This window comes from Kribbella sp. NBC_01510 (assembly GCF_045040325.1).
In the GTDB taxonomy this organism is placed as follows: Bacteria; Actinomycetota; Actinomycetes; order Propionibacteriales; family Kribbellaceae; genus Kribbella.
Genome location: NZ_CP109418.1, coordinates 3,778,950 through 3,803,168, shown reverse-complemented (window position 1 = coordinate 3,803,168; position 24,219 = coordinate 3,778,950). Strand labels below are relative to the sequence as shown.

The 24,219-nt window shown below is 69.6% G+C and carries 22 protein-coding genes; 10 read left to right on the top strand and 12 right to left on the bottom strand.

All coding sequences use genetic code 11. The features are described 5' to 3' along the window. The first annotated feature begins 10 nt into the window (after nucleotides 1-10). The 3 genes from cofD (at nucleotide 11) to OG558_RS18900 (ending at nucleotide 2,765) form a co-directional block, all read left to right on the top strand. The gene (gene cofD / locus OG558_RS18910) at nucleotides 11-988 is read left to right on the top strand and encodes a 2-phospho-L-lactate transferase (protein WP_405071434.1); all 978 of its coding nucleotides are present in this window, start codon (nucleotides 11-13) and stop codon (nucleotides 986-988) included. Further along, a complete protein-coding gene (locus tag OG558_RS18905; RefSeq protein WP_405071433.1) occupies nucleotides 985-1,959 on the top strand; it encodes a coenzyme F420-0:L-glutamate ligase in 975 nt (324 codons plus the stop codon). Before cofD ends, OG558_RS18905 begins: the two co-directional genes overlap by 4 nt. Nucleotides 1,960-2,084: 125 nt before the next feature. Then, nucleotides 2,085-2,765 (top strand): DUF3105 domain-containing protein, encoded by a 681-nt coding sequence (locus OG558_RS18900; protein WP_405071432.1) that lies wholly within the window; start codon nucleotides 2,085-2,087, stop codon nucleotides 2,763-2,765. A 404-nt stretch (nucleotides 2,766-3,169) separates the two neighbouring features. Here the strand turns inward: OG558_RS18900 and OG558_RS18895 are convergent, their stop codons facing one another. From OG558_RS18895 to OG558_RS18875, 5 genes are all read right to left on the bottom strand, one after another. Next, nucleotides 3,170-4,267 carry a mannose-1-phosphate guanylyltransferase gene (locus OG558_RS18895; RefSeq protein ID WP_405071431.1) on the bottom strand — a complete coding sequence of 366 codons (1,098 nt, stop codon included), beginning with the start codon at nucleotides 4,265-4,267 and terminating at the stop codon, nucleotides 3,170-3,172. An 11-nt stretch (nucleotides 4,268-4,278) separates the two neighbouring features. Next, on the bottom strand, nucleotides 4,279-5,301 hold the full coding sequence (locus OG558_RS18890) for an NAD(+)/NADH kinase (protein WP_405071430.1): 1,023 nt from the start codon (nucleotides 5,299-5,301) through the stop codon (nucleotides 4,279-4,281). Nucleotides 5,302-5,389: 88 nt separating this feature from the next. Beyond that, a complete protein-coding gene (locus OG558_RS18885) occupies nucleotides 5,390-6,460 on the bottom strand; it encodes a hemolysin family protein (protein WP_405071429.1) in 1,071 nt (356 codons plus the stop codon). Continuing rightward, complete coding sequence (locus OG558_RS18880; protein WP_405071428.1) at nucleotides 6,457-7,794, bottom strand: hemolysin family protein; 1,338 nt, start codon at nucleotides 7,792-7,794, stop codon at nucleotides 6,457-6,459. Before OG558_RS18880 ends, OG558_RS18885 begins: the two co-directional genes overlap by 4 nt. Nucleotides 7,795-7,842: 48 nt before the next feature. Further along, complete coding sequence (locus OG558_RS18875) at nucleotides 7,843-8,688, bottom strand: SDR family NAD(P)-dependent oxidoreductase (protein ID WP_405071427.1); 846 nt, start codon at nucleotides 8,686-8,688, stop codon at nucleotides 7,843-7,845. A 71-nt stretch (nucleotides 8,689-8,759) separates the two neighbouring features. On the opposite strand from OG558_RS18875, the gene OG558_RS18870 reads away from it, so the two are divergent. Beyond that, on the top strand, nucleotides 8,760-9,683 hold the full coding sequence (locus tag OG558_RS18870) for a LysR family transcriptional regulator (protein WP_405071426.1): 924 nt from the start codon (nucleotides 8,760-8,762) through the stop codon (nucleotides 9,681-9,683). Here the strand turns inward: OG558_RS18870 and OG558_RS18865 are convergent. Continuing rightward, nucleotides 9,615-9,896 (bottom strand): twin-arginine translocase TatA/TatE family subunit, encoded by a 282-nt coding sequence (locus OG558_RS18865; RefSeq protein ID WP_329484661.1) that lies wholly within the window; start codon nucleotides 9,894-9,896, stop codon nucleotides 9,615-9,617. The genes OG558_RS18870 and OG558_RS18865 overlap by 69 nt on opposite strands. Nucleotides 9,897-9,963: 67 nt before the next feature. Between OG558_RS18865 and OG558_RS18860 the strand changes: the two genes are divergently transcribed. After that, the gene (locus tag OG558_RS18860) at nucleotides 9,964-10,644 is read left to right on the top strand and encodes a TIGR03089 family protein (protein ID WP_405071425.1); all 681 of its coding nucleotides are present in this window, start codon (nucleotides 9,964-9,966) and stop codon (nucleotides 10,642-10,644) included. A 1-nt stretch (nucleotide 10,645) separates the two neighbouring features. After that, on the top strand, nucleotides 10,646-11,437 hold the full coding sequence (locus OG558_RS18855) for an SDR family NAD(P)-dependent oxidoreductase (RefSeq protein ID WP_405071424.1): 792 nt from the start codon (nucleotides 10,646-10,648) through the stop codon (nucleotides 11,435-11,437). On the opposite strand, the gene OG558_RS18850 is transcribed toward OG558_RS18855, so the two are convergent. From OG558_RS18850 to galE, 3 genes are all read right to left on the bottom strand, one after another. Next, the gene (locus tag OG558_RS18850; protein WP_405071423.1) at nucleotides 11,412-14,624 is read right to left on the bottom strand and encodes an ATP-binding protein; all 3,213 of its coding nucleotides are present in this window, start codon (nucleotides 14,622-14,624) and stop codon (nucleotides 11,412-11,414) included. The genes OG558_RS18855 and OG558_RS18850 overlap by 26 nt on opposite strands. 148 nt (nucleotides 14,625-14,772) lie before the next feature. Next, a complete protein-coding gene (locus OG558_RS18845; RefSeq protein ID WP_405071422.1) occupies nucleotides 14,773-15,192 on the bottom strand; it encodes a cyclic nucleotide-binding domain-containing protein in 420 nt (139 codons plus the stop codon). Between the two features lie 93 nt (nucleotides 15,193-15,285). After that, nucleotides 15,286-16,239 carry a UDP-glucose 4-epimerase GalE gene (galE, locus tag OG558_RS18840; protein ID WP_405071421.1) on the bottom strand — a complete coding sequence of 318 codons (954 nt, stop codon included), beginning with the start codon at nucleotides 16,237-16,239 and terminating at the stop codon, nucleotides 15,286-15,288. A gap of 66 nt (nucleotides 16,240-16,305) precedes the next feature. Here galE and OG558_RS18835 point away from each other — a divergent pair, with 66 nt between their 5' ends. Further along, entirely contained in the window at nucleotides 16,306-17,043 is a 738-nt protein-coding gene (locus OG558_RS18835) for a sugar phosphate nucleotidyltransferase (protein ID WP_405071420.1), read from the top strand. After that, the gene (locus tag OG558_RS18830) at nucleotides 17,031-18,116 is read left to right on the top strand and encodes an iron-containing alcohol dehydrogenase family protein (protein ID WP_329484653.1); all 1,086 of its coding nucleotides are present in this window, start codon (nucleotides 17,031-17,033) and stop codon (nucleotides 18,114-18,116) included. Before OG558_RS18835 ends, OG558_RS18830 begins: the two co-directional genes overlap by 13 nt. 50 nt (nucleotides 18,117-18,166) lie before the next feature. Here the strand turns inward: OG558_RS18830 and OG558_RS18825 are convergent, their stop codons facing one another. The 3 genes from OG558_RS18825 to OG558_RS18815 form a co-directional block, all read right to left on the bottom strand. Continuing rightward, a complete protein-coding gene (locus OG558_RS18825) occupies nucleotides 18,167-18,361 on the bottom strand; it encodes a hypothetical protein (protein ID WP_405071419.1) in 195 nt (64 codons plus the stop codon). Nucleotides 18,362-18,432: 71 nt separating this feature from the next. Continuing rightward, on the bottom strand, nucleotides 18,433-20,532 hold the full coding sequence (locus OG558_RS18820; RefSeq protein WP_405071418.1) for a spermidine synthase: 2,100 nt from the start codon (nucleotides 20,530-20,532) through the stop codon (nucleotides 18,433-18,435). Nucleotides 20,533-20,596: 64 nt separating this feature from the next. Then, nucleotides 20,597-21,445, bottom strand: a complete 849-nt coding sequence (locus tag OG558_RS18815) for a serine protease (protein ID WP_405071417.1) — start codon at nucleotides 21,443-21,445, stop codon at nucleotides 20,597-20,599. A gap of 279 nt (nucleotides 21,446-21,724) precedes the next feature. Between OG558_RS18815 and OG558_RS18810 the strand changes: the two genes are divergently transcribed. Next, complete coding sequence (locus OG558_RS18810) at nucleotides 21,725-23,206, top strand: LCP family protein (RefSeq protein WP_405071416.1); 1,482 nt, start codon at nucleotides 21,725-21,727, stop codon at nucleotides 23,204-23,206. A gap of 6 nt (nucleotides 23,207-23,212) precedes the next feature. Continuing rightward, nucleotides 23,213-24,214: a glycosyltransferase family 2 protein gene (locus tag OG558_RS18805; RefSeq protein ID WP_405071415.1), complete on the top strand. Its 1,002-nt coding sequence runs from the start codon at nucleotides 23,213-23,215 to the stop codon at nucleotides 24,212-24,214. The last annotated feature ends 5 nt before the right edge of the window (nucleotides 24,215-24,219 follow it).

Genomic DNA, 24,219 nt, shown 5'->3' with positions numbered 1-24,219 from the left:
GACTCTTCCCATGCGATTGACAGTGCTCAGCGGTGGCATCGGCGGATCCACCTTCCTGCGCGGGCTGCTGAAGGCCCGCCCGGACGCCGAGATCACCGTGGTGGGGAACACCGCGGACGACATCACCCTGTTCGGGCTGCGGGTGTGTCCGGACCTCGACACGGTGATGTACACGCTCGGTGGCGGTATCTCGGCCGAACGCGGCTGGGGCCGGGAGGACGAGACCTGGGTGATCAAGGAGGAGCTCGCGGCGTACGGCGTCGAGCCGACCTGGTTCGGCCTCGGCGACCGGGACGTGGCGACCCACCTGGTCCGGACCCAGATGCTCGACGCCGGCTACGGCCTGACCGCGGTCACCGAGGCGCTGTGCGCGCGCTGGAAGCTCCCGGTCCGGCTGCTCCCGATGAGTGACGACCGGGTCGAGACCCACGTAGTGGTGGACGACCCGGAGCAGCCCGGGCGGCGCAAGGCGATCCACTTCCAGGAGTACTGGGTCCGCTGGAAGGCCGAGATCCCCGCGCACCAGATCGTCGCGGTCGGCCAGGAGAAGGCCAAGCCCGCGCCCGGTGTGCTGGAGGCCATCGCGGACTGCGACGTCCTGATCGTGCCGCCGTCCAACCCCGTCGTCTCGGTCGGCACGATCCTCGGCGTACCCGGGATCCGGGACGCGGTCCGGGAGACCGCCGCGCCGGTCATCGGGCTGTCGCCGATCATCGGCACCGGCCCGGTCCGCGGGATGGCCGACAAGGTGCTGGCCACCGTCGGTGTGGCCGCGACCGCCTCGGCCGTGGCCCGGTACTACGGTTCGCGCGCGTCCGGCGGCGTACTGGACGGCTGGCTGATCGACACGTCGGACGCGATCCAGGCTGATTCGATCGCCGGAGCCGGAATTCACGTCCAGGCGGTGCCGTTGTGGATGACGGACGAGTCCACCACCGCCGCGATGGCCGATGCGGCGCTGAACCTCGCGGAGGCCGTACGGCGATGAGGAAGCACCTGGAAGTCTTCCCGGTGACCGGACTGCCCGAGGTGGCGGCCGGGGACGACCTGGCGGCACTGATCGGCGACGGGACGGACCTGCGGGACGGCGATGTCGTGTCCGTCACGTCCAAGATCGTCAGCAAGGCCGAGGGACGCCTGACCCACGGCACCCGGCAGGAGGCGATCGACGCCGAGCTCGTGCGGGTCGTGGCCCAGCGCGGCGAGACCCGGATCGTCCAGACCCGGCACGGCCTGGTCATGGCCGCGGCCGGCACCGATACGTCCAACACCGCCCCCGGCACGGTTCTGCTGCTCCCGGTCGACCCCGACGAGTCGGCCCGGCAGCTGCGAACCGCCCTGAAGCAGCAGTACGACGTCAACGTCGGCATCGTGATCACTGACACGTTGGGCCGCCCGTGGCGCAACGGACAGACCGACCTGGCCATCGGTGCGGCCGGAGTCCGCGTAGTGGAAGACCTTCGCGGTACGACGGACAGCCATGGCAACGTCCTGGCGGTGACGGAGCCGGCTCTGGCCGACGAGATCGCCAGTGCGAGCGAGTTGGTCAAGGGCAAGGCGGACGGCGTCCCTGTCGCGGTGGTGCGCGGGCTGCAGGACGCCGTACTCCCGACTGGGGAGCACGGGCCCGGGGCGCGGGCGCTGGTGCGCGACGCCGACCAGGACATGTTCAGTCTCGGGACTCGTGAGGCGGCGCGGGCCGCCGTACTGGAGCGTCTGGCGCCGACCGGTCCGCGTGAGGTCGACCCGGCGCTGTGGGCCGGGCTGCTGGATGAGGTCGAGGACATTCACCTCGAGCTGCTGGACAACGCCGTCACGGTCTTCGGCGACGAGCCGGTCGCGGTCGGCGTGATCGCCGAGCGGCTCGCCGTACTGCTGCATGCCGAGGGGTACGGCGTCGCCGTCCGGACCGGGCCGGGCAGTGAGGCGACTGTCACGTTCGGCTCACGGTCCAGGTAGTTTTCTAGGCAACCTCTCAGGGTCACCTCGTACACTGCTCCCGCACGGCGGCGCGGTGGCCGCCCTGATCCGGGAAGACCAACACAGTGGGTAAAGCGTCGTCGCAGAAGCAGTCGCGTCGCGAGATGATCGAGAAGATGCACCGGGACCAGGCCCGCGCGGACCGGAACCGGACCATCCTCATCGTGGTCGCGTCGATCGTGGTCGGCCTGGCCATCATCGCCTACCCGGCGGTCCGGCTGATCCAGGACTCCCAGACCAAGAACCAGGCCGCCACCGAGCTCGGGGTGGCCGCGTCCGCGGCGTCCTGTGACACGCCGACCAACGACGAGGCCGGCGGCACCCAGGACCACAAGCCCGACGGCACGGTGATCAACTACTCGGTGTCGCCGCCGTCGTCCGGCTCTCACTACGCGGTCTGGGCGCCGTTCAACAAGAAGTTCTACACCCTCGACGACCGGCCGCCGATCCCGAACCTGGTGCACAACCTGGAGCACGGGTACACGATCCTCTGGTACAAGGAATCGCTGCCGAAGGACCAGATCGACCAGATCGAGAAGATCTCCAAGGCGAAGCTGCCGGACAGCTCGTCGGGCAAGTTCATCGCGGCGCCGTTCCGGGAGACCGACGGCAAGCCGTGGCCGGACGGGAAGAGCATCGCGTTCTCGCACTGGAGCGGCAACGCCCAGGGCCAGGACAAGGCCTTCGGCCACCGCCAGTTCTGCGGCTCCGTGAGCGGCGACGCCCTCAAGCAGTTCATGGACAAGTACCCGTCCACCGACGCCCAGGAGCCCGCCGGCGGCTGAGCTCCCAGCTTGTGTACATCGAACGCCCCCGCGGAACTGCTTCCGCCGGGGCGTTCGTCGTACCCCGACCATTCGACGGATATCCGCCGCTCTTGTCGGTTCCGTGGGTGTTCCCGTGCCGTCGACCGGATCGCCAGGCCATCACAACGAGGCCAGGACGAAGACCTCCCACGGACGACCGCAGCGTCTCGGCGATTGTGATGGCCTGCAGGTCCGCCACACCCCAGGCAACCGACAGAACGAGGCCGACTGCCGGGACCCGAAGGAGGCGAACGAACCAAACAGGGACCTGAGACACGCTGCCGGGGGCCTGGGACAGGTTGTGAGGTGTCCCAGGTCCCGACAGGGTGTCCGCACCCCCGCCAGCGCAACGACCCCCGCCGACCTCCGGGCGGTGTGGGGGGTCAGATGTAGCGCTCGGCGTGGTCGGATTGGACTTGGGCTACCAGGTCTTTGACGCGTTCGCCGTCGGCGAGGGGGCAGACCATGGTGACGTCCTGGGTGTGGACGATGATGTGGCTGCGCAGGCCGACCGCGGCGACCAGGTGGTCGGGGTCGTCGGTGACGACGATGTTGTCGTGGGAGTCGAGCAGGCAGCTGAGCGTCGTCCCGTCCGTACGGTTGCCGTTGGCATCGGCGTCGTACGTGCCGGCCAGTGCGGCCCAGGAGCCGACGTCGAGCCAGTGCACCGGCATCGGTACGACGACCACGTCCGCGTCCACCTTGCCCTGCGAAGCCGGCTCCATCACCGCGTAGTCGACGCTGATCTTGCGCAGGCTCGGGTAGATCTCGGCCAAGGTCGCATCACGCGACGGGGTGTCCCAGACCGACGCGACCTGACGCAGCCGCGCGGCCGACTCGGGCAGCAGTTCGTCCAGCACGCTCAGCACGGTCTCGGCCCGCCAGACGAACATGCCGGAGTTCCACCAGAACCGCCCGGTGGCCAGGTACTCCTCGGCGGTCGCCCGATCCGGCTTCTCCCGGAACCGGTCGACGGCGAAGGCCCTGGTCCCCTCGAGCGGCTCGCCGCGCTCGATGTACCCGAGCCCGGTGTGCGGATGGGTCGGCTCGATCCCGAACGTCACCAGCGACCGGGAACGTTGCTCGACGACGGCGAAACCGTTCTCGATCGCGGTCCGGAACGCGTCCTCCGGACTGATCAGGTGATCCGATCCGACGAACGCCACCACCGCGTCGGGGTCGTTGCGCGCCACCACCGCAGAGGCCAGGCCGACCGCGTTCGCGGTGTCCCGGCGGGCCGGCTCGCCGATGATGTTGTGCTCGCCGAGCTCGGGCAGCTCGGTGCGGACCACCTCGGTGTACGCGCCGACCGTGCACACATAGATGTTCTCCGGCTCGACCAGGCCGCGCAGCCGGTTGTACGCCACCCGGAGCAACGACTGTCCGGCTGCCAGCGGCAGCACCTGCTTCGGCCGGTCGTCTCTGGACAGCGGCCACAACCGTGTCCCCGAACCACCGGCCAGGATCACCACGTTTCGCATGAGGAGAGACCCTACCGGTCGTGACCGGACGGTGGCGGAAGCTTGAGGTGGGCGAGGTCCGGTGGGACAGGTGTGGTGGTCCGCCAGAACAGGTCGGACTCGCCGTCGAGGGCGGTCGCGGGCGCGTCGGTGAGCCGGAAGCGGTCCCGCAGCCGGCCGTAGAAATCGGTGGGAGCCAACCGGACCAGCCGCAGCCGCCGAGTCGAGCCGTAGACGCCGATCCAGTCGCCCGGATCGAGGACGCCGCGGAGCTGCCCGTCGATGCTGACCGCGGCCTGACCGGAGTGCGGGAGGACCCGGAGCGCGACCGGCTCGTCCGGCGCCGTGACAACCGTTCGATTGAAGGTCATGTGCGGTGCGACCGGAGTGAACACGATCGCCTCGGTGCTCGGCGACAGGATCGGCCCACCCGCCGCGAAGCTGTACGCCGTCGACCCGGTCGGCGTCGCCACGATCACCGCATCTGCGGAGTACGACGCCAGCAGCCGGCCGGCCAGATACACACCCAGCGCCACCTGATGGTCGCGCGCCAGCTTCTCGAGGACGACGTCGTTCAGCGCGGTCACGTCCAGCGCCACCCCCCAGCCGTCACCCTCGGCGGTCTCCGGGCGGACCGCCGGCGGCGGAAGGGCAGGGCCATGTCCGTAGCGCAGCAACGACTCGATGCCACTCGGGATCTCCAGTGGACGCGAAGCCCGCATGGTCAGCGTCATCCGCTCCTCGTACGTCGCACCGCCGTGGTGCACCGCCTCCAGAGCGGCCTCCACGTCGCGGCACGCCACCTCGGTCAGGAACCCGACCTTGCCGAGATCGACCCCGAGCACCGCCGCGTCGTTCTTCGCCGCGATCCGGGCACCGCGCAGGAACGTGCCGTCACCGCCCAGCGTGACCACGAGATCCGGGTTCCCGGCGTGGTGCAGCTCGTCCATCCCGCCGCGCCGTTCCTCGTGCGCCTTCCAGACGTCGATGTCGGTGCAGCCGATGTCGTGTCTGGTCGCCCACCGACGCACGGTCTCGGCGGTCTGCACAGCCACCGGACGCCCCTGATGAACGACAAGCCCAAGCCGCCTGATCGGCACGACGGTCCTCCTCCGGACGGTTCCTGCCTCCACCGTAGCCGCCCTAGCGATCCGGTGATTCCGCCTTCGCGGCTTTGACGATCGGGTCGGTCTCGTCGTCGAACTCCCCGATCACCTCCTCGAGCAGATCCTCCAACGCCACCACCCCGACCGGCCGATCCTCGTCCCGTACGACGGCCAGCTGCGAACGCTGATCGCGCATCGTCCGGATCGCGGTCGCCACCGGCGTACTCGCGGCCAGCTCGAGGGGCGCCGTCATCAGGTCCGACGCGCGCACCGTCGTACCGCCGCTCGTGGTCGCGCGCGCCGCCTCACGGACGTGCACGATGCCGCAGATCGTCGTACCCGAACTGACGACCGCGAGGCGGGAGCGGCCCTCGCGGCGGCTGGTCAGCTCGACGTCGCGGGCGGACGCGGCCGCGGGAACCGTCGCCAGCTGGGCGATCGGAGTCATCACCTGGGCGACCGTGGTGTTCTGCAGCGCGAGCATCGCGGTGAGCAGGTTGTGCTCGGGTTCGTCCAGCGTGCCGTGTTCCCGGGAGGACTCGATCAGCAGGCGGAGCTCGTCGGGGCCGTGCGCGTTGGCCAGCTCGTTCTGCGGGGTCACCTTCGCCAGCCGGACGCAGAGGTTCGCGAGCCAGTTCAGCACGATCAGCAGCGGGCGGAAGACGTAGGTGAAGGCGCGGAACGGGAGAGCGAGCGCCAGCGCCGACCGCTCGGGATTGCTGATCGCCCACGACTTCGGCGCCATCTCACCGAGAAGCACGTGCAGCAGGGCGATCACGGCGACGGCGATGATCAACGCGATCACCTGACCGGCGCGCTCGGGGACGTGCGCCAGCTCGAACAACGGGTGCAGCAGACTGGCCACCGCCGGCTCGGCCAGCGAACCGAGTCCCAACGTGCACAGCGTGATGCCGAGCTGCGCACCGGCGAGCATCAGCGACAGCTCACTCACCCCGGCGATCGCGGCCCGGGCCGAGCGGTTGCCGGCCGCGGCCGCCTCCTCGAGCCGATGCCGCTTCGACGCGACCAGCGCGAACTCGGCGGCGACGAAGAAGCCGTTCAGGGCCAGCAGGATCACCGAGATGATCAGGGCGAGCGGCGTACTCATGCCAACCGCTCCATCAGGACGAGACCCGGCACGTGGCGCTCGATGGTCTGGACCGTCAGCCGGACGAACTCGGCCGGGACCGGCCGGCCGTCATGGTCGATGCGGTGCCGCAGTTCCACCATGAGCTCGTCGCCGATCGCGGGGATCCGGCCGAGCCGGGCCATCACGAGGCCGGACAGGGTCTCGTAGTCGTCACCCTCGGGCAGCGCGACGCCGGTGGCCGCCTGGACCTCGTCGAGCCGCCATCGGGCCGACACCACCCACGATCCGTCGCCGCCCGGAACGAGGCCGCTCTCGGGCAGGTCGTCCTCGTCGCGGATCTCGCCGACCAGTTCCTCGGCGATGTCCTCGAGCGACACGATCCCGGCGAATCCGCCGTACTCGTCCACGACGATCGCGAGCTGACGGCGGGCGGTCCGCAGCCGTTCCAGTACGCCGGGCAGCGGCAAGGTCTCGGGTACGACGACCGGCGGCGAAGCCAGTGAGCCGACCGCGATGTGCGCCCGGTCGGCCGGTTCGAGCTCGACCACGTCGCCGATGGCGACCACACCGAGCACCTCGTCGACCGAGTCGGCGATCACCGGGAACCGGCTGTGACCGGTGTCCTGCAGCTCGACCACCCGGGTGAGCGGCTCGTCCCGATGCATGGTGATGACGTCGACGCGGGGGACCATCGCCTCCCCGGCGATCCGGCCGCGGAAATCGAGGCCGCGGTCGAGCAACCGCATCGTGTCCTCGTCCAGCAACCCCTGCTCGTAGGAGGTGACGATGATCCGGTCGAGCTCCTGCGCGGTCGCGCCCTGGGGCAGTTCCTCGACCGGTTCGATGCCGACCCGGCGCAGGATCCGGTTCGAGGCCGAGTCGAACACCCGGATCAGCGGGCCGGCGATGGTCAGGTACAGCAGCGTCGACCGAGCCAGCCGGAGCGCGATCGCCTCGGCCTTCGCGATGGCCAGGTTCTTCGGCGCCAGCTCGCCCAGCACCATCTGGATGATCGTTGCCAACAGCAACGCCAGGATGACCGAGACGGACACGCTCACGGCCTGTGGCACTCCGGCCGAGCCGAGCAGATCCTCCAGGCCCGCACCGAGATAGGGCTCGGCGAAGTACCCGGCCAGCAGCGCGGTGATGGTGATGCCGACCTGCGCGCCGGACAGCACGAACGACAGCCGCGACGTGACCTTCAGCGCCCGCGCCGCCGCCGGGTCACCGTCCTCGGCCAGCGTCCGCAGCCGGCTCCGGTCGACCGCGACGTACGCGAACTCCTGGGACACGAAGTAGCCAGTGGCAACGGTCAGCACCAGGATCAGAGCCAGGCCGCCCAGGATCAACATGTCCTGACCTTATGAGAACTCCGGCTGCTGGAGTACTGCGGGGTGATTTCACCGCGTGGACGGCTTCCACGGGAGGATTTTGCCGTCGCGGACGAGTTCGCCGTACATCGCGGGATCGACGCGATCGGCCAGGATGACGTCGACGATCGGCTTGACCGCCTCGGCCGGGGACTTCGCCTGGCTGAAGTCTTCGAACCACGGCCGGGACGCGCGGGTGTCCACCAGCCCCGGACAGACCGACGCGACCAGCGTCCCGTCCTCGAGATCCCGCGTACGGCGATCCGCGGCGACGGCCCGTACAGCGGCCACCTGAGCCACCTTCGACGGGAAGTTGATCCACTCCGGCCAGCCCTTCTCCTCGGCCGTCCCGTCGTGAATCGCGGCCCGCCACTCCTCGACCGCCTGCTCCACCTCGTCCAGCGTCACCCCGTCGAACCGCCCCCACAGCGCCTCCGGCAACTGCTCCAGCGTCCCCAGCGAACTGGCCACCACGATCAACCGGCCACCCGGCCGCAGAATCGGCCCGAACTCCCGCAACACAGCCTGAGCCCCCAGGTTGGCGACATCGATGAACACATCAGCCTGCTCAGCCTGCGTCCGATCCGGGTGCAGCGGCCCGACGGCGTTGGAGATCACGATGTCAACCGCCCCCAGCTCACGGGCCAGCGCCGCCACGGCCTCCACATCCGTCACATCCAGCACCCGCCCCTCGATCCGAGCCATCCCCGCCTCGGAGTCAGCCAGCTCGGCCACCGCGGTAGCTACCCGATCTGGGTCACGGCCGGTCAGAAGCACCAGGTCCTCTTCGTTCATGCGGATGGCCAGTTCTCGGACGAAGGCGTAGCCGATGCCTTGGTTGGCGCCGGTGACCAGTGCGATGCGTTGTTCTCTCATGTGACCAAACGTAGATGCGGTGCGAGTATGACTCCAACGAATCTTTGGCACAGGTAGTATGCGTAAACGTCATGGACTTCACCGATGTCTCACTGGTGGCGTTGCGAGTGTTCCGGGAGGTTGCGGAGCGCGGCACGTTCACGGCGGCCGCGACCGCGCTCGGCTACACCCAGTCGGCTGTGTCGCGACAGATCGCGTCGCTGGAGCGGGCAGCGGGCGCACCGCTGCTCGAGCGGCGGCGCGAAGGCGTGCTGCTGACGGCAGCGGGTCAAGTCGTACTGCGGAATGCCGCCGGCGTGCTGGATCAGCTCGACGCGACGGCCCGCGAGCTCGCCGGGCTCCCCGCGGCCGGTGGGACTGTCCGGCTGGGCTGGTTCCCGAGCGCGGGCGCCGTTCTGTTGCCGCAGGCAATCAGTGCGCTACGCCGCGGCCATCCGGCGATCACGGTCACGACCCGGGAGGGATCGACCCCCGCCCTGATCCGGGCGCTGCGGGCGGGAACTGTGGACCTGGCGCTGCTGGCGTCGGCACCGCCGTTCCGGCCGCCGGACGCGGAGTCGCCCGCGTTGAAGCTGGAGACGCTGGCCGAGCGGAGTCTGCGGCTGGCGGTGCCGGCCAGTCATCCGCTCGCGGCCCACGACTCGGTGGACGTGGCCGACCTGCGTGGTCAACGGTGGATCGCCGGGCCCGCGGCCGGCGAGGAGTTGCTGATGGGCGTCTGGCCCGGGCTCGACGAGCGGCCGGTGATCGCGCACACGGTGCGCGACTGGCTGGCTAAGTTGCAGCTGGTCGCGGCCGGTGCCGGGCTGACCACGATCTCCGCGTCGATGGCGTCGGCCGCACCGGCGGGTGTCCGCGTGGTCACCGTCCGCGGCGGACCGAAGGAGCTACGGCGCACCATCCTGGCCCGCCTCCCCGGCCGCCTCTCAGAGCCCGCGACGCTCCTCGCCAACGCCCTCCGAGCCGCCGCCCTCGACATCAACCCGCCCGACTGACTCGGCCGGCCCGTCCGACGGCGGCGGCTGAGGTGCGGTGACCTGCGCCGGCTTGTCGTCGTCGTCCTCGGATCTGGCCTTGTTGAACTCGTTGAGCGCGCGCGCCGCATTGCGTGACAGCTCAGGCAGCTTCTTCGCGCCGAACAGCAGAATGACGATGACCAGGATGACGATCCATTCGCCGCCCTGTGGCAGCTCGAGCTGTGGCACCATGACAAGCCTTCTTTCCGCGAATCCCCTCACCACGGTACGTCGGCGCCGGAAACGTAGGGTGGGCCATATGTCACGAGTCCTTCCCGAGCTGTTCGGAACCGCGGTCCGCCGGGACGGCGCCGGTCCCTTCCTCACCTACTACGACGACGCGACCGGTGAACGGATCGAGCTGAGCGCCCTCACCACCGCGAACTGGGTCGCCAAGACCGCCAACCTGCTGGTCGACGAGTACGACCTGGAGCCCGGCGAGACCGTCGCGATCGGCCTGCCGCCGCACTGGCTCGGCGTGGTCTGGGCGCTGTCGACCTGGTCGGTCGGCGCTGCCCTCACCAGCGGCACCGGCACCCTCGCGATCACCGGCCCGGACCTGACCGTCCGCGGCGAGCGGGAGACCATCGCGTCGGCGCTGCTCCCGCTGGGCGGCCGGTTCCGCGAGCCGCTGCCGGACGGCATCCACGACTACGGCGCCGAGGTCTACAACCACCCGGACGTGTTCGTCCCGTTCGACCCGCCGGCTCCGTCGTCACCGGCGTACGACGACCTCACCCACGAAGACCTGATCGGTACGGCGGAACCCATCGGAGAGCGGATCCTCGTCACCCGGGACCTGACCACGCGGGACGGGGTGGCGCTGCTGGTCGGGGTGATCTCCGGAGGTGGTTCGATCGTCCTGTGCCGCAACCTGGATGCCGCCAAGCTGGAGCGCCGGGTCACGGACGAGAAGGTCGACCGAGTGCTGGAGGAATGACGTGCGGCGATTCGAAGGACGGGTGGCTCTGGTCACGGCGGGTGCGCAGGGGATCGGGGCCGCGGTGGCCCGGCGACTGGCGGACGAAGGCGCGTCGGTCGTGGTCACCGATCTGCAGGAGGAGAAGGTCGCCGAGGTCGCGGCCGGGATCGGCGAGCAGGCGCTCGGCCTGCGCCTCGATGTGACCAGCCGGGACGACGTCGACGCGGCGGTGGCGGCCGCGGTCGATCGGTTCGGCCGGCTGGACGTCGTGGTGAACAACGCCGGCGGCTGCATCGTGACGTCCGTGCCGGAGGACGCGACCGCCGAGGAGTGGCACCGGCAACTCGACCTCACGCTGGTCGGCGCGTCCCGGTGCATCCAGGCCGCGCTCCCCCACCTGGTCAGGACTCGCGGCAACGTGGTGACGATCAGCTCGGTGAACGGCCTGGCCGCCTTCGGCAACATCGAGTACTCCGCGGCCAAGGCCGGCCAGATCGCGATGACCGTCAACTACGCGGCCCGGTACGGCGAGCTGGGCGTCCGCTTCAATATCGTTGCCCCCGGCACCATTCGGACGCCGAACTGGGACAACCAGCCGGGCACCCTGGAGCGGTTCTCGAAGATGTGTCCGCTCGGCCGGGTCGGCGAGCCCGAGGACATCGCCGCCGCGGTCGCCTTCCTGGCCTCCGACGACGCCGCCTGGATCACCGGTCACACGCTCCCGGTCGAAGGCGGCGTACTCACCGGCCCCCGCGGCGAGCTGAACCTGACCCCGTCCGGCTCCTTCAGGAAGGAGTACCCGGGGCTCTGAACAGCTGCTCGGCCTGGGCCAGGGCGGCGGGCTCGCCGGTGGTGCGGAACAGACCGCGCAGGGCGTGCGCCTGCTCGAGTTTGTTGCCGAAGGCACCCCAGTCCGCGGCCGCCCGGGCGAACGCGGCGGCCGCGGCCTCGGTGTCGCCGCGGTGTTCGGCGAGCAGCGCCTGGGCGGTCGTCGCCGAGTACTCGCGCATCGGCAGCACCGGCTCCACGAAGTCCGTGAGCACAGCGCCCGCGTCGGCATGACCCGCGGCGAGCGCCGCCCGCACCAATGAGGGCAGCCGGGCGTCGAACTCGAGGCTGCCGCGCAGGTCGGACAATGACGCGAGCAACTGGAGAACTTCCAGTACGCCGTCCTGGTCGCCGTCCCGCGCCCGGGTGGTCACCGCGGGCGATCCCGCGACGACGATCAGGTCCGGCCAGCCCGCATCCACCGCCAGCCGGAACGCCTCCTCGGCCGGATCGCGCGCGCCCGCGAGACCGGACTCGGCTTCCGCCACCGCCAGCGCCGACAGCACCTCGATGCGCCGCAGGGTGGTGAACGCCGGTCCGGGGTGCTCCAGCTTGGCCCGGCAGGCCGCGATCGCCTCGTCCGGCCGGCCCGTCTCGATCATCAGCTGCAGAACCGTACAGCCGATCTGCTGCTCCATCTCGGCCAGCCGCCGCCGGGCGGCGAAGTCGCGAGCGGTGTCCAGCTCGCCCAAGGCGACAACCGGTCCCTCGATCTGCCACAGCACCCAGCCGTAGTTCAGCCAGGCCACCGCCGCGTCGCGCCCCTGCCCGAGCTCGAGCAGCGCGGCCAGCGCCTCCTTCACGTCGACCAGCCCGCCGGTGTCGCCCTGACCGACCCGGGCGAGCCCCCGGGCCTCGAGAGCCCGTTGCGGTACGGCGTACCCGTGCTCGGCGGCCATCCGCAGGGCACGGTCCGCCGAGGCGATCGCATCCTCACTACGGCTCGCGACCAGCCGGATGCTCGCCTGCCCGGACAGCAACTGCACGAGGTCCGCGCTCGGCCCGAGCTCCTCGAGCATCGCGACCGCCCGGTCGACCGTGGCCAGGCTCTCCGCCATGCTGTTCAGCGCGTACGTCGACGCTCGCAAGGTGAGCGCGAGTCCGCGGATGTCGCCGATGGCCTCGAATCCGGCAATCGCCTCGCGGTAGGCGGTCCGCGCGTCGTCGAGCCGGCCGGCCAGAAACGCCGCCCAGCCCCAGCGCGCCAGAACCGCCGGACGTTCAGGATCGCCGGGTGGGGTGAGGCCGAGCGCGCGGTCGAGCAGGGCGATCGCCTCGCGGGTGTCCAGGTTCATCGCCAGCTCGGCGGCCATCAGCTGATAGCGGCGGGCTCGTGGCGCGATCGTCGCGACCGCATCCGTCTCGCCGAGTGCGGCGGCCAGATCGAGTGCGGTGGTGAGGTGATATGCGATCAGGTTCGGGGTCTCGGCCTGGCAGGCCGGGCAGCGCAGCTCGAGCCAGCCGGCAGCGGCAAGGTGCCGCGCCGAGCGGGCCGCCCGCGGCACCTGGCTGTAGGCGACGTCGCGGGTCAGTGCGTGCCAGAAGGTGTACTCGTGCTGGCCCAGCATCGACGACCGCCGGACCGGGCGCACCAGCTCCTTACGAGCCAACTCCTGCAGTGCTTGGACGACCTCCGCCGGGTCCCGGCCTGACAGGGCCGCGACGGCTTCGGCCCAGAACACCCGGCCGATCACGGCCGCATCCGCGAGCAGCGCCTTGCGATCGGACTCCAGCGTGTCCAGCCGAGCCGCGATCAGCGCGGCGATGCCGGCGGGCAGCTCGACGGAGGCGGCCCGGTCCGGGCCGCAGTCGGCGACGATCCGGGCGAGTTCTTCGGCATACAAGGGGTTGCCGTCGGCCCGCCGTACCAGGCGACGGCGGGTCTGGTCCGGGACGTCCTGACCGGCGAACATCTCGATCAGGAGTTGGTCGGTCTCGGCTGCCGTCAGCGGCGAGAGGCCGATGGTCAGCGAGTTCTGTACGCCGCGGGTCCACTGCGGTCCGCGTTCGAGCAACTCCGGGCGGGCGGTCACGACGACCAGCAGCGGCAGGTCGGTCAGCCACTCGGCCAGATGATCGACGAAGGCGAGCATCGAGTCCGTCGCCCAGTGCAGATCCTCGAACACCAGGACCACGGGCGACTGTTCAGCGAACGACTCCAGCAATTGGCGCCAGGCCGCGAACGACTCCTCCTGCGCCACCGACTCCGCCGGCGTGGAGCGCTCGACGCCGACCAGTGGTCCGACCCGGGCCCGCAACCAGGCCCGGTCCGCGCCGTCCGGAAGGATCGCATCGAGCTTCTCCGCCACCTGGGTCGGCGGGTCGGTGTCGAGGATCCCCGCCTGGACCTTGAAGATCTCCGCGATCGGCCCGAACGGCGTCTCGCCGTACGGCACTGATCGGCCCTCGCGCCAGCTGACGAGTTCGTCGTGCCGGTCCAGCCAGGCGCCGAGCTCCGCGACCAGGCGCGACTTGCCGATGCCCGGCTCGCCGAGGAGTGTGACGAACTGCGGCACCCGCTCCGCGACGGCCTTCTCGAACGCCGTGCACAGCAAGGTCAGATCGCGCTGCCGGCCGACCATCGGCGTACTGAGGTCGCGGATCACGTCGGCGCCGAACCGGGCCCGCGGCGGGCCGGCCTGCCAGCGGTCGAGCGGGTGGCTGATTCCCTTCGCCACAACGGGTTCCAGCGCCTCGTAGCCGAACACGCGACTCGTCGCGTCGTAGGTGCCGGGTCCGACCACGACCGCGCCGACCGGCGCCGACGCCTGCAACCGGGCGGCCGTGTTGACGACCATGCCGGTGACGAACGGTTCGCCGAGCTCGGGTCGCGCGGTCAGCTGGACCAGTGCTTCACCGGTCTCGATCCCGATCCGGACCTCCAGCGGCCCGTCCGGCAGTTCGCGCACCGCGTCGAGGATGGCCAAGCCGGCCCGGATCGCCCGCTCGGCGTCGTCCTCCCGGGTTCGCGGTGCACCGAAGACCGCCAGGATGGCGTCCCCGGCGAACTTCTCGACCGTCCCGCCGTACCGCTCGACGGTCTGCCGCAGCGTCGAGTGGTACGGCGCCAGCCACCGGCGGACGTCTTCGGGGTCAGCGGACTCGGACGCGGTGGTGAAGCCGACCAGGTCGCAGAACAGCGCCGAGACAACCTTCCGCTCCTCGGTCATGGGGCCTCCCGGCCTGGACTGAGGAGCGCAGGGAGCGAAGCGACTGGAGTGACGAGGGAAGGCCGGGAGCCAGAGCCCCAGGACCCGCCGCGCCGGAGGCGTGGCATCAACACGGTCATCGCCGTCCCCGCGCGCTCGAGCTGATGGCTCAGCTGTCGGACTCTAGGCGGCGGATGCGGGCGGTCAAGGCCTTGAGCAGGGCCTGGGCGACGTCCGGGTTCTCCCGCACGACCGGCTCGAACGCCAGCGCGGACAGCGCGAACGTGCCCAGCCCGTCCGGCCCGGCGACCACGGTCGCGGACCGCGGCAGGCCGTCGATCAACGAGATCTCACCGAAGTAGTCCCCGATCTTGAGCGGCTCGCGGACGACACCGTTGACCTCGACGTCGGCCGAACCCTCGAGCACCACCTGCAGGCCGGTGTCGTCGGCCCCCTGCTCGATCACGTGCTGGCCGGCCGGGACGGTCAGCCGGGTGCCACGCTCGATCAGATCGGACAGGGTGTCCTCGGACAGCCCCTCGAAGAGATCGATCTTCCCCAGAAAATGCGGCAGGCTCTCGTAACTCATGGATCGCACCCCTCGATCGGTGCCCGCAGCGGGCAGCTCAGTGAACTGCGCCACAGGCTACAACCGGCGGGGACCGCCCACCACGATCAGAGGTCAGCTCTTCGGCCAGGCTTCCCAGGCGGTGGCGAACATTTCGTCGACGGTGTAGGTGTTCTTCCAGCCCAGGTCGCGGGCGGCCAGTGTGCCGTCGGCGACGACGCGGGACGGGTCGCCGGGGCGGCGAGGGCCTTCGGCCGGGGTGAAGTCGATGCCGGTGACGCGGCGGGCGGCGTCCATGATCTGGCGGACCGACGTGCCGGTGCCGCTGCCCAGGTTGTAGACGGGCTCCAGGCTCGTCCCGGCGTCCAGCGCGCGGGCGGCGGCGACGTGCGCACGGGCCAGGTCGGCGACGTGGACGTAGTCCTTGACCGACGTGCCGTCCGGCGTTGGGTGGTCGTTGCCGTAGATCTGCGGCACCTTCCCCTGGGCCAGTTGGCCGCAGACGATCGGGAACAGGTTGTACGGGCTGGCGTCGTACACCTTCTTGTCACCGGACCCGACCACGTTGAAGTAGCGCAGCGACGTGTGGTGCAGCTCGGTCGCGGCGGCCTGGTCCCGGAGCAACCACTCCCCGACCAGCTTCGACTCGCCGTACGGGCTCTGCGGGTCCGGCGGCGTCTGCTCGGTCACCAGCTCGTCCTTCGGCGTGCCGTAGACGCCGGCGCTCGACGAGAACACGAGCTTGCGGATCTCCTTGTCAGCCATCGCGTCCAGCAGTGACACCATCGCGGTCACGTTCTGCGTGTAGGTGTGCAGCGGGCGGTCGACCGAGACCCCGGCGTACTTGAACCCGGCCAGGTGCACGACCCCGCTGACCCCGTCCAGCGCACCGCGGACCGCCGTACCGTCCAGCAGGTTGGCCTGGACGAACGGGACGCCGTCCGGCACGAACTCGGCCTTCCCGCTGGACAGGTCGTCGATCACGACCACGTCGATCCCGTCGGCCAGGAACGCCCGCACCACATGCGCCCCGATATACCCAGCACCACCAGTCACAAGCCATGTCATGGTCACGATCGTGCCATCACATCGCAAGCCAGGGCGCGCAGACGGGCCGAAGCCGTACCATGGGTCATGATCGGACTCGTCCTTGCCGCCGGCGCGGGTCGCCGGTTGCGCCCGTACACGGACATGTTGCCTAAGGCACTCGTTCCGATCGGTCCTGATACGACCGTTCTCGACCTCACGCTGGCCAACTTTGCGGCGGTCGGCATCACCGACGTCGCGATCGTGGTCGGCTTCGCCGCGGCCGCGATCGAAGCGCGCGTCACGGACCTGCAGCTGCGGTACGGCGTGACACTCGAGCTGATCCACAACGACCAGGCCGAGACGCGGAACAACGCGTACTCCTTGTGGTGCGCGCGCGATCACCTCAGCTCCGGGGCGATGCTGGCGAACGGCGACACCGTGCATCCGGCCTCGGTCCAGCAGGCGTTGCTCGACGCCCGCGGCAACAACCGCCGGATCATCCTCGCCCTCGACACCGAGAAGTCCTTGGCGGAGGAGGAGATGAAGGTGATCTCCTCAGAGCACGCCGGCGTCGAGCGCATCACCAAGCTGATGGACCCGGCGGCCGCCACCGGCGAGTACATCGGCGTCACCCTGATCGAGCCCGCCGCCGCGACCGACCTCGCCGCCGCCCTCCGCAAGACCTGGGAGCGCGACCCGCATCTCTACTACGAGGACGCCTACCAACTCCTCGTCGACCAGGGCCTCCGGATCGACGTCGCCCCGATCGGCACGGTCGATTGGGTCGAGATCGACAACCACGCCGACCTGACCCGGGCGCGGGAGATCGTATGCCGCTCTTAGCCCGGATGATCCCGGCACCGCTCGTTGTGGACGTGCGGCGGGGAGCGCTGTGCGAGCTGGCGAAGATCCTGGCCGACCAGCGGATCTCGCCCTCCGGCCGGGTGGCGATCGCGGTCGGGCCGACCCATGGTCCGGTCATCCGGGAGACCTTCCAGCCCGGGCTCGCGGGCGCGGACTGGTTCACCGTGGACGGCTGCACGATCAACGCCGCGATCAGGCTGGTCGAGCAGATCCGCCCCCAGCAGTACGACGCGATCGTCGGGATCGGCGGTGGCACGGTGCTGGACGTGACCAAGTTCGCCGCGGCCCGGCTCGGGTTGCCGATGGTCGCGGTGGCCACGAACCTCGCACACGATGGCATCGCCTCACCGATCAGCACGCTGGACAACGACGCCGGTCGCGGCTCGTACAGCGTGCCTGCGCCGATCGCGGTGCTGGTGGACCTCGACCTGATCGGCCAAGCACCACCTCGATCGGTCCGCAGCGGCATCGGCGACATCGTCTCGAACCTGTCCGCGACCGCTGACTGGGAGGCCGCACACCGGCTGCGCGGGGAGGCGATCGACGGTTTCGCGGTCTCGCTGGCCCGGACCGCCGCACAAGCGGTGATGGATCATCGCGGCGGGGTCGGTGACGACGCGTTCCTCACCACTCTGGCCGAGGGCCTGGTGCTGTCCGGGATGGCGATGGTGGTGGCGGGCAACTCACGGCCGGCCTCCGGGGCCTGCCACGAGATCTCCCACGCCATCGATCTGCACTATCCGGGCCGACGGGCCTTCCACGGTGAGCAAGTCGGACTGGGGGCAGCTTTCGCGTGGTTCCTGCGCGGCGACGCGGACCACTTCAACGCGACCGTCGACTGCCTGCATCGCCATGGGTTGCCGGTACGACCCGCAGACCTCGGGTTCAGCCTGGACGAGTTCGCCGAGATCGTCTGCTACGCGCCGCTGACCCGCCCCGGCCGCTTCACCGTCCTCGAGGAGTCGGTCCTCACCCCCGAACGGACCGCGGCCAAGGTCGCCGAGTTCGACGAACACGTCTGCGCCCGGACCCGGGAGATCGTCCGGGGCTGACCGGTCTGGACCTTTCGACGGAGATCGACAGGCAGGCCGAGTCGAACGCTCTAGGAGATGGTCGCCAACCAGAAGTAGATGAGTTCGGCCCAGCTGACCTCACCCGGCGCCACGTCCGCGGCGAACTGCTCGGCGCTCGGGAAGTTCTTCAGTACCTCGAAGGTGCGTCCGTCGGACAGCCGCCGCGTCTGGTAAGTGTCGCCGTCCGGCATGGTCCGCGTGATCGGATGGTTGCTGCCTTCCACATACCGGTTGTCGGCGAAGATCGCGTCGAACCGGCGCGGTCCCGGTAGTAGTCGGCGAGATCGCTCATCGGTCAGCTCCTCACCACCGCACGGACCTTCGGGGTCAGGAGGAAGGCGCCGGCGTAGAGCAGGGCGGCGACGATCAGGAGGCCGTCGAAGCCGATGATCAGCGCGGCGTACTCGAGGCAGCCGCCGAGCATGGCGCCGAGGAGGTTCGCACCGAACGACGCGGTGCCGTCGGCGGTGTCGGTGAAGCGCTTGGCGAAGATGACGTTCGCGGCGAAGATCGGCAGGAACGCGATCAGTACGGCGACCAACGCCCGCAGGCCGACCGGCATCCCCAGCAACCAGCCGTCCGGGAACACCCAGGCCAACGCGAGCCCACCGAACAGGACGCCGTACATGATCTTCACCGGTGGCGTCTTGAACCGTCTCGTCACTTCGACGGCGGCCAGCACGGCGACCAGCACCCCGGCGAACACGATCGCGTTCACCACCCACGTCGTACCGAAGAGCAAGGCGAACCCGGTGATGCTCTTCGTCTCCAGCAGCATGAAGCCGGCGCCGAGCAGGAACAGGTCGGCGTACGGGCGCATCCGCCGGTACGACGATCCCCCGCCGGCGATCCCGACCCCGATCAGACCGGCGACCAGGATCAGCCCGAGCGTGACCAGGTAGAGCGACGGGATCCGGTCCGTCAACAGATAGAGGAACGGCCGGTTGTCGGTCGCGGGCGGCGGCGTGATCGACGTCGGACCGGCCCACTCACCCTGGCAGGTCTGGTCGGCGGAGGTGAGCCCGACCGTCACCACGGCCTGCTGCAGTTCGTCGCCGACCTTGTCCACACACGGCTTGTGCCCGAACGCCTTCTGTGCGGTCGATGCGAGCCGATCGATCAGCCAGGTCTCGCGGTAGAAGTTGTACATCGCGAACGCGCCACCCGGATTGAGGTGGTCACGGGCGGACTTGAACGCCTGCTCGGTGAACAGGTAGCTCTCCAGTCGCAGCGAGCTCGCGCCGTTCACCAGCGTCAGCGAGTCCGGCAGTGCCAGCAGGATCAGGTCGTACTTCTTGTCCGTCCGGGACAGGAACGCCCGCCCGTCGTCGATGTGCGACGTCACCCGCGGGTCCTGGTACGGCCGGTCCGGGTGCAGCGCCTTCCCGATGTCGCGGATCCGCGGGTCGATCTCGACCGCGTCCACATGCGTCGCGCCCTTCTTCAGCGCGATCGCCACGTCCGACCCGGAACCGGCACCGATGATCAGCACATTCTTCGGCGTCTTGCCGACGTTGGCCCGCTCGTACGGCAGTCCGTACTGCGACTCCCACTGCAGCCGCGCGTCGGCCGGGATCGCCTGCTGGTGCGGTACGCCGTTCACCGTGATCGTCACCAGTGGCACACCCTCATAGCTGGTCTGCTTCGTCTGCACCTTGTAGTACGGCGACCAGCTGTTCTCCGGCCGGGTCGACTCGTGGAAGAGCACGCCGACCATCACCAGCAGCGGCGCGAGCACCATCGCGGCGCTCAGCCCGAGAGCGACGACACTACGACCGGTCGCGGCGACCCCGGATCGTTGCCGCGGGATCATCAGCGCGCCGAACATCACCGTGACGATCAGACCCCACCAGATCGGCGGCGCCCCCAGGAACGACAGCCCGGTGAAACTCGCGATCCCGACCAGGCTCCCGATCAGGTCGTACCGGTACGCCGTCAGTCGCGGCAACTCGGCGAAACACCGGCCGACCAGCTCGGCCGGACCGGCCAGCACCACCGCGGCGGCGACGAAGATGATCGGCAGGATCACCCAGGTCGGCGGGCCGGTGGTGTTCAGGCTGGTGAAGTAGATGACGCTGGACGAGGTGCCGCGGTTGACCGTGACCGGCTTCCAGGCGATCACCAGGACCAGCAGCCCGAGCATGATCGGTGAGTAGTAGGGCAGCCGTTTCGCCCGCCCGGATCGGAGGATGCCGATCCCGATGCCGAGGAACGAGCCGAGCAGCACGAAGTTCGAGAAGTAGCTCAGATGGACCACGTTCGAGCCGGTCCAGCGGATCAGCGCGAGCTCGACGAAGAGCATCAGCGCACTGGACGCGACGAGTCTGGTCCGAACCCCGAGGGGGCTCGGCCACTTCGACGTACTGACCTGATCCGTAGAGGAGTCGACTGCCATGCGGGGCGACGTTACCGGATATCGAAGTGGTGTGCGTCACCCCGCACTCGGCAGTGACAGAGGGTCAGTGGCGGGCGGCGGGCTTCGGTAGCTCGCAGCCGGCCTTGTTCAGGTCGATGGTGCGGGTCGCGGTCAGGCAGGTGTAGAGCCACCAGGTCTGCTGGCCGTACGCCGCACCCTGCTCGACCGTGACGTTGCCGTCGGCGTCGACCTCGCACGGGTTGTTCACTGTGCAGCGCTCGCCGTCCTCGTTACCGGTGTTGTTGATGCCGATCACCTCACCGGTGGACGTGCTGACGACCGGTGATCCCGACGTACCGCCGATCGTCTCGCAACCGGGCTGCTGGTACTTGATCGAGTTCTGCCAGGTCCAGTCACCCTCGCGCAGCTGCGGGATGGTCGCCTGCACCGAGCAGGTGTAGATCCGCTTCCAGTAGCCGGAAACGACCGCCATCCCGGCGCCGTTCGCCAGGCCCTGCTTGGCCAGCGTGAGCGGCGAGACGTTGAGGCGGCTCTTGATCGAGGCGTAGGTCTCGTTCACCTCGTAGACGATCATGTCGGTCTTCGTCATCGTGCCGAACAGGATCCGCGCGGCACGGACAGTGCCGGCCCGGCTGGAGTCCGGCCGGAGCAGCGTGATCGAGCGGGTCGACGCACGGTTCACCAGCACCTGGCCGGGCTGCAGGAACCCACCCTCGTAGCAGTGCCCGTTGGTGAGTACGAGCGCCTTGTCGGTGCTGGCGGATTCGGCGTACCGGACGAGGGAGGCGGAGCAGTTGCTGAGCGCGGCGATCCCGGTGAAGTCGGTACCGGGCGCCTGCACGGCAGGTTCGACTGCCTGCGCAGCACTTGTGCCGAGGAGCGTGGTGGTGACGGCCGCGGTGGCGGCCAGAAGCGTACGGAACAGTTTCATGGGCGGTTTCCTGTCCTCACTGAAGGTGCGTGCAGCACTTCGTAACGCATCCACCCAGCGACCACCATCACAACTGCGTGAAACCGATCGGCGACAGGGTGTGTGCACGGGTTTTCCTGCGCTGAGTGAAAGGGCTGCTACTCTTCGTCTCCGGATCCGCCTCGGCTCGAACCTTCACCGCCCCCGGCACGTCGTACCGGGCGAGGGTGGGAACCACAAGGTACGGTCGACTGCAGTATTGGCCGCCGTGCTGCGTGAATCTGCGAACGGAAGGACGTCATGCCGCAGGAGAAGCCTGACCTGCGCAATCTCGGCGAGCCGGTGCGGTTCAAACGGGCGTTGACGCTGGTGCTGATGACACTGGTGCTGCCGGGATCGGCGCAGATCGCGGTCGGCAGCAAGCGAGCCGGCCGCTGGGCCTGGCGGGTGGTCGCCGGGCTGATCGCGATCGTCGTGTTCCTGGTGCTGCTGGGGCTGGTCTGGCGGTCCGGCACGATCAACCTGATGGCCCGGCCGGGCACGCTGCGGATCGTCCAGGTGCTGCTGATCCTGCTCGCGATCGGGTGGGCCGGGCTGTTCATCGACGCCTACCGGCTCGGCCGGCCGCTGAGCCTGGAGCGCAACCACCGGCTCATCACCAGCGTCCTCGACGGCGTCCTCATCCTGGCCGTGGTCAGCGCGCTGATCTACGGCAGCACGATCGTGAACGCGCAGCGCGACTTCGTGGCGAGCGTGTTCGGCAACGGGCAGAAGTCGAAGGCCGAGAAGGGCCGCTACAACGTGCTGTTGCTCGGGGGCGACTCCGGCGCGGACCGGATCGGCACTCGGCCGGACAGCATCACGCTGGCCAGCATCGACGCGGACACCGGCCGGACCGTCCTCATCGGCCTGCCGCGGAACCTGTCGAAGGTTCCGTTCCCGGCCGGTACGGCGATGGCCAAGCAGTTCCCGGACGGCTTCCATTGGAAGAACTGCGGCGCGGAGTGCCTGATCAACGCCGTCTACACCTACGCCGCCAACCACAAGAACCTGTTCCCCGGCGACCCGCACCCGGGCGTGACCGCGACCAAGCAGGCGGTCGAGGCGGTGACCGGGATGAAGGTCAACTACTACGTGCTGATCGACCTGGCTGGGTTCCGTGACCTGCTCAACGCGGTCGGCGGCATCACCCTGGACATCGGCAAGCGGGTCCCGATCGGCGGCGGCAGCTCACCGATCAAGGGCTACATCGAAGCCGGCCAGAACCAGCACCTGGACGGTTACCACGCCCTCTGGTTCGCCCGGTCCCGGGCCGAGTCGTCGGACTACGAGCGGATGACCCGGCAGAAGTGCGTGATGTCGGCCATGCTGAACCAGTTGTCTCCACAGACCGTGCTGACCAAGTTCCAGGGCATCGCGTCGGCCAGCAAAGAAGTGGTCCAGACCGACATCCCGGCCGGCGAGCTGGGCACCTTCACCGACCTCGCGCTGGACGCGAAGAAGCTGCCGGTGTCAAGCTTCTCGGCGGTCCCACCCTTGATCCACACCGGTGATCCCGACTTCGCACTGATCCGCACCAAGGTCGCGGAGGCCGTCGCGAAGTCGGAAGCGCTGGACAAGGCGGGCTCGGGGGGAGACGGTAAGACTTCGAACACTCCGCGTAGTACGACGAGCAAGCCGACCACCAGTACGACGAAGAAGCCGAGCACGCCGAAACCCGGCAGCTCACCGACCGCACCCGCCACCGGCGTCGACGACGTCGCTTCGATCTGTAAGGCCTGACCTGATATGCCGCTGTCCCACTGGCCGCCCGTGTCCGTCGTGATGCCCGTGCTGAACGAGGAACGTCACCTCGAGGAGGCGGTCGGCCGCGTTCTCGACCAGGACTATCCGGGTGAGCTCGAGGTCGTGCTCGCCATCGGCCCGAGCAAGGACCGGACCCAGGAGATCGCGGACAAGCTGGCCGACCGCGACCCGCGGATCAGCATCGTGCCGAACCCGACCGGCAAGACCCCGGCCGCGCTGAACGTCGGCATCGCGCACGCCAAGCACGGCATCCTGGTCCGGGTCGACGGGCACGGCGCCCTCACCGACGGCTACATCACCCGCGCGGTCGAGGTCCTCGACGAGAGCGGAGCCGACAACGTCGGCGGCGTGATGGCGGCCGAAGGCCGGACACCGACCGAGATGGCTGTGGCGTGTGCGTACCGGTCCCGGCTGGGTCTGGGTGCGTCGACGTTCCACCAGGGCGGCAAGGCCGGGCCGGCCGACACCGTCTATCTGGGCGTCTTCCGGCGGGCCGCGCTCGAGCGGGTCGGCGGCTTCGACGAGACCATGCACCGGGCCCAGGACTGGGAGCTGAACTACCGGATCCGCAAGACCGGTGGCCTGATCTGGTTCAGCCCGGACCTGTCCGTCACCTACCGGCCGCGGTCATCGCTGTCCGCGGTGGCGAAGCAGTTCTTCCACACCGGCCAGTGGCGCCGCGAGGTGATCCGCCGGCACCCCGAGACCGCGAACAAGCGCTACCTGGCGCCGCCGATCGCGGTGATCCTGCTGGCCATCGGCACGATCCTCGGCATCATCGGCCTGATCAGCGGCGTCAGCTGGCTCGACCTGGGTTTCCTGGCCCCGCTCGGCTACGCCGTGCTGCTCGTGGCCGGCTCCGCGGTCGAGGGCCGCTACCTGCCCTGGCGGGCCCAGCTCTGGATGCCGCTGGTCTGCGCGACCATGCACGTCTCCTGGGGCCTGGGTTTCCTGCTGGGCCTCCGCGAGCGGCCGCGGGCCTAGGGCGT